This is a genomic window from Actinocrinis sp., from assembly GCF_035938995.1.
Lineage (GTDB): Bacteria > Actinomycetota > Actinomycetes > Streptomycetales > Catenulisporaceae > DASZGI01.
In genome coordinates, this window is record NZ_DASZGI010000256.1 from 1 (window position 1) to 12,466 (window position 12,466).

The following is a 12,466-nucleotide window of genomic DNA, read 5'->3' on the forward strand; positions in this document are numbered from 1 at the left end:
GCCAAGGTTCGAACCCTGAATCAGAACATGACGTCTGATATCGACGTCGACCTGTACGGCGGCGTCTACCGGCTCGCCGGCACGTTCCAGCTCGGGCCGCGGGACTCCGGCACCAACGGCTTCCACGTCGTCTACCAGCCCGTGCGCGACGAGACCCCGGTGCTGAGCGGAGCGGTCTCGATCTCCGGCTTCAGCGAGGTGAACGCAGGGCTTGGCATCTGGCGGGCGCCGGTGCCCGCCGCCGCCGCGGCCGCCGGGGGCCAGCAGCTGTTCGTCGACGGCACGCGGGCCACTCTCGCGCGGTCCGCCGACAGTCCCGCCGGGCTGCAGGAGACGGCGACCGGCTTCCGCACCACCGACCCGTCCTACGCCTCGTTCACCAACCAGTCGCGGATCCAAGTCGTACAGGACAACGACTGGAAGCACATGAGCTGTCCGGTCCAGAGCATCACCGCGGATCCCGCCGGCGGCTCCGACATCAACGTCCTGCCGAGCTGCTGGGCCGCGAACAACACGCACGTGCCAAACCTCGGCTTCCCGTTCAACGGCTCCGGACTGCCCGCGCTGTCCGGGATCTCTTACGTCGAGAGCGCCTACCAGCTGCTCACCCGGCCGGGCCAGTTCTACCTGGACCAGGCGGCGGGCTGCCTGTACTACATCCCGCTGCCCGGTCAGGACATGTACTCCGCCGACGTCGAGCTGCCGACCCTTCAGACCCTCGTGGGCCTGAACGGCACTCCGGGCCACCTTTCCCCGGCCAACCAGAACGACCCGGGCGCCGCATATGCCGGTACCAGCTGGAACACCTCGACCGGCCGCGGCCTCGGCGACCTCGGCGATGACGTGGCGTACGCCACGGCGAACGGCGGCTCGGTCAGCTACACCTTCACCGGCACCGGGCTGGAGGTCCTTGGCGAGACCAACTCCGACGAGGGCGCGTTCGACGCTTACGTCGACGGAACGCAGGACACCAGCCATAGCTGGACCGAGGCCGGCGCCGTCCGCCTCGCCCAGCAGGTCGTCTACTCCGTGCAGGGCCTGTCCGCGGGCACCCACACCGTGAAGCTGGTCAAGACCGGCGGCACCTATCTCGTCATCGACGGCTTCGAAGAAACCCCGCAGGCCGTTGCACCGGTGCGCGGCATAACGTTCCGGGGCATCGGCTTCGCGTATTCGACTTGGAACCTGCCCGTCACCACCGGCTATATCGACAACCAGGCGGCCGTGCTCTGGGACGCCTCCGGCCCCACGACGACGCCGCTGGTCACGCCGGGCGCCGTCGAGGTCTCGCGCGGCGACGACATCACCTTCAGCGACGACTCGTTCAGTCACCTCGGCGCCACCGGCGTCGACCTCGCCGACGGGACGCAGAACTCGACGGTCACCGCCAGCACCATCACCGACACGGCCGCGGGCGGGGTCTCGGTCGGTGACGTCAACGACTACTTCCAGAACGATCCGACCCTGATGAACTCCGGCGACACGGTCTCCGACGACGCGATCTCACACGTAGGCCAGGACTACACCGACGCCGTCGGGATCTGGGCCGGCTATACCAGGAACCTGACGGTCTCGCACAACGACATCGGCCACACGTCCTACTCCGGGATGTCGATCGGCTGGGGCTGGGGCTGGGCCTCGCCGTGCAGCATGCAGGCCGCACAGGGGCTGTCCTCCTGCGTGCGCGGCACGAACTACGCGGGCGGAAACCAGGTCGTCGACAACTACGTGCACGACGTGATGAACGTCCTGTACGATGGCGGCCCGATCTACACCAACGGCGCGCAGGGCGAGGACGGCGCCGGGGTGTACTCCGTGCTCGCCGGGAACTACGTCACCGTCGGCAACCACACGAACAACATGCTCTACCAGGACGAGGGCAGCTCCTTCTGGGACACGCACGACAACGTCACCAGCCTCGGCGGAAGCGACTGGATCGGCATGTGGACGCCGACCATCAACACCATCACCGTCGGCCCCGCCAACTACACCGACAATCCGAACACGAACAACAACGGCACCGACATCACCTACACTGCGCCGACGCTCGTGTCGGGCGGAGCCTGGCCCACCCCCGCCGTCTCGATCATGAGCGGCGCCGGACTCTCCCCCGTGCCGCAGGCGGGAGCCGTCGTCGACAACGACAGCCAGCAACTGGCCTACAGCGGAGCCTGGTCGGCGCACGGCACGCCCGGCGGCGACGACGTGCACACCGCGACCGCTCAGGGCGCCTCGGTGTCCCTGCCCTTCACCGGTACCAGCATCGCGTTCGTCACGAATACGGGCCCGGGCCAGGGCAACGCCCAGATCCTGATCGACGGCGTTTCGCAGGGGACGGTCAGCGCCTCGTCGGCTTCGCCCGCGACTGGGCAGACGGTGTTCACCGACACCTCGCTGACTCAGGGCCCGCACACGATCCGGGTCGTGAACGCGGGCGGCGGCCAACTGGCCGTCGACTCGTTCCAGATACCGGCGCAGCCGTACCTGAGCGTCGCGGGCTCGTCGAGCTTCTTCAAGCCGGGCGTCGCGTTCGCGGTCACCGCCACAGTCACCGATCCGACGGCCTCGCCGCTGACCGACGGGCAGGTCAACCTACTGGTACCGCAGGGCTGGACGACCGGCGATCGGGTCAAGCTGCCTGCGGTGCCCCCACATGGTTCGGCGACGGCCACGTTCAGCGTGACCCCGCCCAGCGCGCCGCAGCCGGCGGGCGCCGTCACCCTGACCGCGGTCGCGTCGTACAGGCCGGCCCACGGTGACCGGACTTCCCTGGTCGGCACGGTGCAGACGACGCAGCCATATGCCTCACTCGCCGCGGCGTTCGACAACACCGGGATCTCCGACGACACGGCCACGGGCGCGGCCGACATCGACGGCTCCGGCTCAAGCTTCTCCGCCCAGGCCCTCGCCGCGGCAGGCATCGCGCCGGGCTCGAACCCGACCTACGACGGGATCGCCTTCGCCTGGCCCGCGGCCCCCAGCGGACAGCCGGACAACGTGGCCGCCGGAGGCCAGGCGATCGACCTCAGCGGCTCAGGCTCCGAGCTCGGGATCCTGGACACCGCCAGCTACGGTCCCGCGACCGGCACCGGATTGATCACTTACACCGACGGCACGACGCAGGCATTCTCCCTCGCCGTGCCCGACTGGTACGGCAGCGCGCCCGCGGGCTCCAACGCCGTCATCGTGTGCTCCTACCGCAACCGGCCCGGCAACACGCAGGACCACACAGCGGTCAACGTCTTCGAGCAGTCCATCCCGCTCGCGGCGGGCAAGCAGGTCGCGGTGGTGACCCTGCCGGACGTAAGCGCCGGGGTCTCGGGCGGCAGCGCGGCGCTGCATGTGTTCGCACTCGGCATCGGTGGATGACGACGCGGTACGAATCGAGGTCGGAGCACGCCGTTCCGCGTGGGCAAGGAGATTCGGCCCACGCGGAACGGTGAACCGTCGGACGATGGACACGGCGGCGGCGGAGGCCTGATCGCGGGCGTCGGATTGCTGATGATGGTCGTTGCCGGGCGGCGACGGACCGCAGCGCTGATCGTCCGCTAGCTCTGCGAGACGGACCGCGCCAAGCCGGCGAGCGAGCGTGCCACGCCGTAGCGGATCCCCGGCCGGATCACCCACCAGCCCAGCCGCCCGATCCAGCCGCCGGGCAGGTCCAGATCTTCGCTCCAGGTCACTACGCTGCCGCCGGAAGCCTCGGCGACCTCGAACGCCCCGCCGCCTCTCACCAGCCGCCCGGTGTGCCGGACCACGCAACGGTGCGGCGGCTCCCAGACGGTGATCACCATCGTGTCGAGGAACCCGACCGGGCCGATCCCGGTCCACGCCTCGATCCCGCCGCCCACCCCGCTTCCGCCGTTCACCGTGCCCCGCACCCGGGTGCCGAGCATCCACGCGCTCTGCCGTTCCCAGTCCGTCGTCGCTTCCCAGGCCGCCTCGACGGGAGCCTGGACACGGACGCTGACGGCAAGGTGGCCCGCACGCCGTCGGATATCAGCCATCGCACGAGCGTAGACGCCGGGGTGGCCGCGCGGGCATCGCCCCGAGCGGAGCCGCCATCCGGTGTCCAGCCTTGTCGGTGTGGCTGCTGATCATGAGCCGCCGCTGAGACCCCCGCTCGCCTAGCATGGACGAGATCATGACGTGTAGCTCAGCTCACGGAGGACGGGGAAATGGCTGTCACGGAAGCCGAGGCGGTCGAGACCGAGGTATTGATCGTCGGCGGCGGGCCGGTCGGGCTGACCGCCCGAGCTCTGCTGGAACGCTGGGGCGTGCGGACGCTGTTGGTCGAGAGGTACGGCGAGCTGTCACCCTTTCCGCGGTCGCGGCTGGTCAACGTGCGCTCGATGGAGATCTTCCGCGGACTCGGGCTCGCCGACCGGATCAGAGCCCGCGCATTCGCACCCGAGTACGGCCGCGTCCGATTCCGCGACACCCTGTTCGACCACGACTTCGCCACGGCGGCAATGGTCGGGATCGACGCGCCGATCGCCGAGAGCCCCGAGATCGGCGCGGTCACCTCGCAGGATCGGCTGGAGCCCACCCTGCTCGCCGCCGCGCGGGCACCCGTCCGGTTCGGAGTCGAACTGGTCGACCTGGCCGACGAGGGCGACAGCATCGTGGCCGTCCTTCTCGATCGCGAAACCAGCGAGCAAACCCGGGTCCGCGCGCGCTACGTCCTAGCCGCCGACGGTGCGAACTCCACCGTGCGGCAACTGCTGGGGATCGGCACGGACGGCCCCGGGGCGATGGCGGACTTCACCACTGTCGTGTTCGACGCGGACCTCGGCCGCTGGTGTGCCGACCAGCCCTCTGGGGTCTACTTCACCGCGCACGGATCGTTCCTGCCGCTCTACCCCGAGGGAGGCTGGGCCTGGTTCGGCCCGAAACCCGAGGGCGCCGAGCGCGCCGATTGGTCCAGCGTCGTCTCGCACGCCCTCGGCCAGAACTCTGACGCGCACGTCGGGATCAACGTGCTGCGGGTTCAGCACTGGACGATGACCGCGTTCGTCGCCGAGCGCTTCCGCCACGGCCGCGTCCTGTTGGCCGGCGACGCCGCGCACACGGTGCCCCCCGTCGGCGGCTTGGGCATGAACGCCGGCCTGGCCGATGTGCACAACCTGTGCTGGAAGCTCGCGGGCGTCGTGCACGGCTGGGCAGGACCAGATCTGTTGGAGAGCTACGAGACGGAGCGACGACCCGTGGCTCATCTGACGCTCCGTCAAGCGGTGGCCAACTCCCGACTCGCCGTGCAAGCACAGCAGCAGCGGCTCGAGCAGCTCCGCATCGGCCAAGTAGCACCAACCGAGGTTGAACTGCCTTGGTCGGAAAAGTACTTCGCGCAGCTCGGCCTCGTGCTCGGCGTCAGCTACCGCTCCGCCGCAGTGCTCGCCGACACCGATACCGCTACCGCGTCCGAACACGAGCAGGCCGACGTCGGCACGGACTACGTCCCCACGACGGAGCCTGGCCACCGCATGCCGCACCTCTGGCTCACGGGCGATCGCTCCACGCTCGACGCCCTGGGGGAATGGTTCACCCTGCTCACGCTGGATCCCGCCCACGGGCAGCGACGACTGACCACCCCGTGGCCGTTACGCGTCGAGACCCTCCCGCGCGAGTACGCTGACCGATGCTCCCTCGGCTCGGACGGGGCCCTCCTGGTCCGACCAGACGGCCATGTCGGCGCCCGCTGGCGCGACAGCGCGCCCAGCGACTCCGCACTTCACGGTGTGCTCGCGGCCATCACCGGTTCGGCCGCCGCCCGATAATTCACTGGTCAAGGGGCCGTGCCCGCCCGCACGCGGGCACGGCTGTCCTTGGGTTGGTTGCTGCTCGTGCGGCGGCGGTGGCCACCGCACGAGCTGCCTTCTTACCGGTAGGCGACCGAATCAGTGTTCGGACTCGTGCGCCAGTGCCTTGACGAAGTCCGGGGCGTCGATCGTGCCCCAGCCGCTGGCCAGGTCGTAACCGGAGGTGGCCGAGAAACCGGTGACGCCGGCGAAGCTGTTGTTGCCGGAGGTGACATCCACGATCCCGGCATGCTCGGAGTGCTTGCCGAGGCCCAGCTCGTACAGCGCCGTGTTGATGTTGCCGAGCCGGTGGCCCGCGACCTGGTCGGCGAGCGCGACGATGCCGGAGAAGATCGGGCTGGCCTCGCTGGTGCCGCCGATGATGTGCCAGCCGACCCGCGCCGGATTGAAGCTGTAGTACACCCACGCCCCGCCGTCCACCGACGCGGGCATGGAGATGTCCGGGGTACCGCGCTGGTCGCCGACCACACCGGCGACCCCGTCCTGGAACTCCGGCCGCTCGAACACGCCGGAGAGCCCGCCGCCGCCGGCGCCGAACCCGTCGTTCCACACCACGTCGGGCGACAGCCGGGTGCCCGTGTCGTTCAAGGTCAGCTGGGTGCCGCCGACCGAGGTGACCAGGGGGTCGGAGGAGGGCCAGGAGTTAACTCGGAAGGGGTACAGCGTGCTGCCGTCCAACTCGGCGTCAGTGGCGCCCGAGTCCCCAGAGGACGCCAGCACGGTCACGCCGTGCTCGGCCGCGGCCTTGAAGGCGAACCGCAGCGCCAGCAGGCTGGAGAAGTCGCCCTGCGCGAAGCCGGGGAAGGTGTTCTCGGTCGCGCCGAAGCTCTGCGAGATCACGTCGCCGACGCCCTTGTCGATCAGGCTCTCCTCGGCGTGCATCATCTCCGGGAAGCCCTGCACGCCTTCGGTCTCCGACACCGGGGTCTCCACCAGCACGATCTTCGCGCCGGGGGCGATCGAGTGGGCGTACTCGACGTCGAGCGAGGTCTCCCCGGCCCAGCCGAGCATGTCGGAGTTGGTCGGGTCGAACGGCGGGATCACGCCGGCCTGCACGATCTGCACGGTGGTGGCCGGCAGGCCCCACTGGGCGTCGAAGGTGTCCAGGTCGTGCTGGATGGTCGGCGAACCGAAGGAGTCCACGATCATGATCGTGCGGCCCTGGCCGGTGATGTGGTGCTGGTAAAGGTCGTTCAGGCCGAACGCGACGCGGTATTGCAGCGGGGAGTAGCAGTGGATGCCCAACTGCGCCACGCATTGCGAGGTGGGCAGCGGACTGACGAGGGTTCGGGCGTCGATGTGGCCGGCGGACGCGGGTATCGGTTTCACCGTTGTCGTGTGCGCCGAGGCCTGCGCGGCGGTGTTCGCCGCGGTGGTCGGTGCGAGGGCGATCAGGACCGCCGTCGCGCCGATTCCGAGGGCCGGGACCGAGCCGTGGTGTATTCGCATCGGATTCCTTCGGACGGGAGTGGGACCGCCCGGTCGGCGCCCCCACCACGTCGCAATCTGGCGCGACCGCGCTAATGCCGCAAGTACCCGTGCTCCGTTCGAGTCCTTACCGGGCACGTGTTCGGCGCGTGGCACCCGGCGCACACGTGGCAGACGTCGACCGCACGCGGGCAGTCGACGTCTGCCACTGACCTCGACCTTAGGAGGCTGTGCGAGGGCAGTCGTGGCCCCGCTTTGGCTGGTAGCGGGAGGACCACCCACGACCCGGAGTCAGAGGACGATGTCGCCGTGGACGATCGTCACCGGGCAGGCCGCGTGGTGTACGCAGGCCAGGCTCACCGACCCGAGCGCCGCCTCGGCGAGGGCGGAATGCCCCCGGTTGCCGACCACCAGGAGCGACGCGCTCGCGGACGCGTCGATCAGGACGCGCGCGGGCGCCCCCTGCTCGGCGCGCTTGCCGATCTCCACCGGCGGCTGCGCGCCAGCGCCGAAGGCCTTCGCGATCGCCTCGTCCAGCACCGTGCGTGCCAGGTCGTCGGGATACAGATCCGTAAGCGGCGGGGTCCAACCTCCCACCCCATAGAACTGCGGCAAGTCCCACGCGGTCACCGCCTCGACCGCGGCGCCGGTCAGCTCGGCCAACCGGGCCGACCACCGCAGCGCCTGCACCGACGGCTCAGATCCATCCACCCCGACGACGATTCGCTTGTCCGACACGCTTCTCCCTCTCACTCGGTACATCGCCGCTGCCCTTGATCCGACAACGCGCCGATATAGCGTAACGGTCTTTATTTGGCCTGTGGATACATCATCCGACTGTGTTCCTCACCGCGTGCCCTCAGCGGCCGCAGGCGGTGAAGAGCGAGGAGCGCCACTGAAGCGGGCGAGGCTGCGCAGGACGCACGTCGGCTTCGGCGATCCTTCGATCTCGATGACGCCGTCGACGGTCGTCCGCACCCCGCCGAGCGCCTCGATGCGATGCTCGACCTGGTCCTGCCCGGCCTGAACGGTGAGGCGCCCGCCGGGTGAACGGATTCCCGGCGAGCGGGAATCAGAACGGGTATTCGGGCTGGGCGGAGCGGGCGGTGATCCAGCGCGTCTCGGTGAATGCCTCGATGTTGGCGGCGCCGCCGAAGCGCGCACCGGTGCCAGAGGCGGCCACTCCGCCGAAGGGGGCGACGGCCTCGTCGTTGACTGTCTGGTCGTTGATGTGGACCAGGCCGGCGGGAATCCGTTCGGCCAATTCGAGTCCGCGCATCACGTCGCGGGTGAGGATGCCCAGCGCGAGGCCGTAAGGGCTGGCGATGGCCAAGCGCACGGCCTCGTCGAGGTCGTCGAAGGCGCGGACGGGGGCTACGGGACCGAAGACCTCTTCGGCGTAGGCGGGCGACTCGTCGGTCACGTCCGCCAGCACCGTCGGCCGGTAGAAAAGGTCCTGATACGTGCCGCCGGCCGCCAGGCGAGCGCCGCCCTCGACGCTGCCGAGCACCAGAGCGTGGATCTTGTCGCGCTGGCCGACGTCGATGATCGGGCCGAGGGCGACCTGCTCCTTGGCGGGGTCGCCGACCGGCAACTGGTCAGCCTTCTGCGCGAGACGCTCCGTGTACTCCTCGGCGATGGACCGGTGCACCAGATGGCGTCCGGTGGTCATGCAAATCTGGCCTTGGTGGAGGAAGGAACCCCACGCCGCAGTGGACACGGCCCGGTCCAGATCGGCGTCGGGCAGCACGATCAGCGCGGAGTTTCCGCCCAGCTCCAGATGGGCGCGCTTGAGGTGTTCGGCCGCCACGGCGCCGACCTTGCGGCCCGCGGCGGTGGAGCCGGTGAAGGAGATCACCCGCACGTGCGGGTCCGCGACCAGGGCCGCGCCGGTCTGTGCCCCGCCTGGCAGCAGGTGCAGCACGCCCTCGGGCAGCCCAGCTTCCTCGAACACGCGCATGATGGCGACGCCGCCGCCGACCGCGGTGCGCGGATCCGGCTTGAGGAGGACGGAGTTGCCGAGCGCGAGGGCGGGTGCCACCGAGCGGATGGCCAGGATCAGCGGGAAATTGAAGGGTGCGATGACGCCGACGACGCCAGCCGGGACACGGCAGGCCATGCTGAGCCGCGGCTCGGCCGAAGGCAGCAGTTCGCCGAGCGGGCGCGAGGCAAGGGCCGCCGCCTCGTAGCACTCCTGCGCGGCGGTGGCAGTCTCGAAGGCCGCTTTGCCCGGGATGCTTCCGGCCTCCCGGATCAGCCACTGCTGGATCTCCTCCGCGTGGCGCGTGAACAGGTCGCCCGCCTTGCGCAGCAAGGCAGCGCGCTCGGTGTACGGAACGCGGGCCCAGGTGGGTTGGGCTTGCGCCGCCTGCTCGGCCGCGCGGGCGACGTCTGCGGGGTCTGCGATGCCGATGTGATCGAGGACATCGCCGGTCGCGGGCTCGACCACGGGGGAGCTGCCCCCGGAGGTCGCGGTCCAGCCGCCTATTGAAACTTTGCCGGACCAGACGGACGGCTCGAGGAGGGTCATGGTGGCTCCCAGGAGTGAGATGACGACGGTGTTGAAACGGACACGGTGTCAGGGCTGGAAGGTACGGTCGGGGACGGCGCTTGCGCCCACATCAAGCGGCAGACCGGTGTAATTCTCGGCGAGGGTGGTCGCCGCCGCGCGCGAAGAGGCCAGATACTCCAGTTGCGACAGCTGCAGTCGGGTGGTGAAGGCGTCGGCGGTCGGGTCGACGTGCAGCACCGTGGTCATCCACGCGGAAAAGTGCTCCGCGCGCCACACGCGCCGCAACGCAGTGTGCGAATAGGCGTCGAGGCCGCGTTCATCGCCGTCGTGGTCCCATGCGGTGATCGCCTGGGCCAGCAGCGTCACGTCCGCGACGGCGAGGTTCAGGCCTTTCGCGCCGGTCGGCGGCACGATGTGCGCGGCGTCGCCCGCGAGGAAGAGCCTGCCGTACCGCATTGGCTCGGCGACGAAGCTGCGCATCGGCGTGATGCTCTTGTCCGTGATCGGGCCGCGGCGCAGCGTCCAGTCCCCAGCGACGGCCAGCCGCGTGGCCAGTTCGTCCCAGATCCGCTCGTCCGGCCAGTCGTGCACGGAGTCGTCCGGGGCGACCTGAAGATACAGCCTGCTGACATGCTCGGAGCGCATGCTGGGCAGGGCGAAGCCGTTCTCGTTCCTGGCGTAGATGAGCTCCGCGCAGGACGGCGGCACGTCGGCGAGGATTCCGAGCCAGGCGAAGGGATAGTCGTGCTGGAACGTGCGCAGCATCTCGGCGGGGATCGACTGGCGCCCGATGCCGTGGAATCCGTCGCAGGCCGCGACGAGATCGCAGACGAGCGCGTGTTCGGCGTCGGCGTGCGTGTACCGGATCACCGGCTCGGCGCCGTCTGCGCCCTCGACTGCGGTGGCCTGTGCTTCGAAGAGCAGCGGCGCCCCGGTGGCCAGGCGCAGCGCGATCAGATCCTTGACGATCTCGACCTGCGCGTAGATCGTCACGGTGCGGCCCCCGGCCAGCGAGGGGAAGTCCACGCGGTGGCCGCGGCCGCGAAGCGCAGCTCGATGCCTTTGTGCACCAGACCTTCCTGGTAGATGCGGTCGCCGGACCCGCAGGCGCGCAGGACGTTCACGGTGCACTGTTCCAGCAGGCCGGCGCGCTGGCGATGCTCGACGTAGTCGCGATCCCTGGCCTCCAGGACGACGGTCTCAATGCCCTGCCGATGGAGCAGGTGGGCCAGCAGAAGGCCGGCCGGACCCGCGCCGATGACACCGACGCGGGTGCGTTCGGGTACGTCCATGGCGCGGTACTCCCATGCTAATCGGGCGCGTCGTCGTCGAGCTCGTCGAACGCGCGCCGAGCGATGGCGAATGCGGTGCTGGCGGCCCGGACCCTGGTCGGCACATCCTGCTCCCCAGCGTCTTCGACCTCGGATACACCGCGTTGTCCAGACTCGCGCTCGACGAACTGATCTAGCCGCACTTGGTGGCCCTCGCCCGCGAAGTCCAGGACTCCGCCTCGGCGGCCGTTCTCGACGGCGCGGACGTCCGCTACATCGCGCGCACGCCGATCACCCGTGTCATGAGCGTCGACATCGCCGTCGGCACCCGGTTACCCGCGCACGCCACCAGCCTCGGCCGGGTACTGCTCGCCGACCTGTGCCCGGCGCAGCGCCCGGCACAGCTCGCCACTGTGCTCGATGCCGCCGTGCTCGATGCCACCGTGCTCGAGGGCGTGCGCCGCGACGGGTTCGCTCTGGTCGATCAAGAGCTCGAAGAAGGACTGCGCTCCGTCGCCATGCCGATCCGCGCCCGCGGCGGCCGCGCCGTCGCCGCGATCAACGTCGCCCGCCACGCATTCCGCGGCAGCATCGACGACCTGCGCGCTACCATCGTCCCCGCGCTGCGCCGCACGGTGCAGGCCGTCGAGGGCGAGCTTTCCGTCATGACCGAGCAGATGCCGCGGAACGAGAAGACTCCTCGCTCCGCAGCGGAGTAGACAGTCGGGCTTCAATTTCAGGCGCGGGCAGGACGCGCCGGGTGGTGACGGTCGTCAAGGGCTGTTGGGGCTCAGCGGGCGCGGTCGTAATCGTGCCGCCTGCAATCACCCGCTGACCGTGCACCACTCACCCCGCACGCACCGGGTCTGGCGACGTGGGGCTACGCGGGCTCGGCGCGGCGTGCGGCCGTCCACTCCCGGCGCAGGATGGTGTAGACGACCGTGTCATGCAGCGTGCCGTCGGGCGCGGGCCAGGCCTCGCGGAAGTGGGCCTCCTGGGTGTATCCGCAGGCGACGAAGGCCCGGCGCATGGCGTGGTTGTCGTGGCGGGTGGGGCCCTCCAGGCGGTGGAGCTCCGGCAGTTCGGCGAACAGGTAGTCGGTCAGCCAGCGCTGGGCTTCCGTGCCGAGGCCGTGGCCACGGTGCGTGGCCCGGATCCGCAGGTCGATCCGGGGCATCTCGTCGATCAGCTCCATCCGGATCAGGCCGACCTCGGCGCCGTCGACGACCATCCAGAACGTGCGGATCTGGCGGTTGTTATAGTGGCCGCGGCGCACCTTGCGGCGAATCTTTCCGGGGTCCGTGGCGGTGCCCGAATGGAAGGGCCACGGCTCCGAGGTGATGAACTCGGCGAGCAGGTCGGCGTCGGCCTTGACCAGCCGACGGTAGGCGATGGGCATGGCTGGCTCCTTACATGCTGCGAGTCGTGGTGTGAAT

General features: G+C 69.8%; 9 protein-coding genes and 1 pseudogene. 4 read left to right on the forward strand and 6 right to left on the reverse strand.

The window, feature by feature from the left end; translation table 11 throughout:
- Positions 1 to 27 precede the first annotated feature (27 nt).
- Complete coding sequence (locus VGZ32_RS17765) at positions 28 to 3,369, forward strand: NEW3 domain-containing protein (RefSeq protein ID WP_326887187.1); 3,342 nt, start codon at positions 28 to 30, stop codon at positions 3,367 to 3,369.
- 179 nt (positions 3,370 to 3,548) lie between these two features.
- Here VGZ32_RS17765 and VGZ32_RS17770 read toward each other — a convergent pair whose 3' ends face one another.
- A complete protein-coding gene (locus tag VGZ32_RS17770; protein ID WP_326887188.1) occupies positions 3,549 to 4,007 on the reverse strand; it encodes an SRPBCC family protein in 459 nt (152 codons plus the stop codon).
- Between the two features lie 171 nt (positions 4,008 to 4,178).
- On the opposite strand from VGZ32_RS17770, the gene VGZ32_RS17775 reads away from it, so the two are divergent.
- Positions 4,179 to 5,777 carry an FAD-dependent monooxygenase gene (locus VGZ32_RS17775; protein ID WP_326887189.1) on the forward strand — a complete coding sequence of 533 codons (1,599 nt, stop codon included), beginning with the start codon at positions 4,179 to 4,181 and terminating at the stop codon, positions 5,775 to 5,777.
- A gap of 120 nt (positions 5,778 to 5,897) precedes the next feature.
- Here the strand turns inward: VGZ32_RS17775 and VGZ32_RS17780 are convergent, their stop codons facing one another.
- The 4 genes and pseudogenes from VGZ32_RS17780 to VGZ32_RS17795 form a co-directional block, all read right to left on the reverse strand.
- Entirely contained in the window at positions 5,898 to 7,268 is a 1,371-nt protein-coding gene (locus tag VGZ32_RS17780; RefSeq protein WP_326887190.1) for a S53 family peptidase, read from the reverse strand.
- 270 nt (positions 7,269 to 7,538) lie between these two features.
- Complete coding sequence (locus VGZ32_RS17785) at positions 7,539 to 7,985, reverse strand: universal stress protein (RefSeq protein ID WP_326887192.1); 447 nt, start codon at positions 7,983 to 7,985, stop codon at positions 7,539 to 7,541.
- A gap of 334 nt (positions 7,986 to 8,319) precedes the next feature.
- Complete coding sequence (locus VGZ32_RS17790) at positions 8,320 to 9,777, reverse strand: benzaldehyde dehydrogenase (RefSeq protein WP_326887194.1); 1,458 nt, start codon at positions 9,775 to 9,777, stop codon at positions 8,320 to 8,322.
- A 48-nt stretch (positions 9,778 to 9,825) separates the two neighbouring features.
- Positions 9,826 to 11,051: pseudogene (locus tag VGZ32_RS17795) on the reverse strand (4-hydroxybenzoate 3-monooxygenase).
- Between the two features lie 14 nt (positions 11,052 to 11,065).
- Here VGZ32_RS17795 and VGZ32_RS17805 point away from each other — a divergent pair.
- A complete protein-coding gene (locus tag VGZ32_RS17805; protein WP_326887197.1) occupies positions 11,066 to 11,227 on the forward strand; it encodes a hypothetical protein in 162 nt (53 codons plus the stop codon).
- A 9-nt stretch (positions 11,228 to 11,236) separates the two neighbouring features.
- The gene (locus tag VGZ32_RS17810) at positions 11,237 to 11,749 is read left to right on the forward strand and encodes an IclR family transcriptional regulator domain-containing protein (RefSeq protein ID WP_326887198.1); all 513 of its coding nucleotides are present in this window, start codon (positions 11,237 to 11,239) and stop codon (positions 11,747 to 11,749) included.
- A 161-nt stretch (positions 11,750 to 11,910) separates the two neighbouring features.
- Here the strand turns inward: VGZ32_RS17810 and VGZ32_RS17815 are convergent, their stop codons facing one another.
- The gene (locus tag VGZ32_RS17815) at positions 11,911 to 12,429 is read right to left on the reverse strand and encodes a GNAT family protein (RefSeq protein WP_326887199.1); all 519 of its coding nucleotides are present in this window, start codon (positions 12,427 to 12,429) and stop codon (positions 11,911 to 11,913) included.
- Between the last annotated feature and the right edge of the window lie 37 nt (positions 12,430 to 12,466).

Coding starts and splice junctions, on each gene's coding strand:
- VGZ32_RS17765 (WP_326887187.1), top strand. CDS start 28: ATGACGTCTGATATCGACGTCGACCTGTACGGCGGCGTCTACCGGCTC.
- VGZ32_RS17770 (WP_326887188.1), bottom strand. CDS start 4,007: ATGGCTGATATCCGACGGCGTGCGGGCCACCTTGCCGTCAGCGTCCGT.
- VGZ32_RS17775 (WP_326887189.1), top strand. CDS start 4,179: ATGGCTGTCACGGAAGCCGAGGCGGTCGAGACCGAGGTATTGATCGTC.
- VGZ32_RS17780 (WP_326887190.1), bottom strand. CDS start 7,268: ATGCGAATACACCACGGCTCGGTCCCGGCCCTCGGAATCGGCGCGACG.
- VGZ32_RS17790 (WP_326887194.1), bottom strand. CDS start 9,777: ATGACCCTCCTCGAGCCGTCCGTCTGGTCCGGCAAAGTTTCAATAGGC.
- VGZ32_RS17805 (WP_326887197.1), top strand. CDS start 11,066: ATGCTAATCGGGCGCGTCGTCGTCGAGCTCGTCGAACGCGCGCCGAGC.
- VGZ32_RS17815 (WP_326887199.1), bottom strand. CDS start 12,429: ATGCCCATCGCCTACCGTCGGCTGGTCAAGGCCGACGCCGACCTGCTC.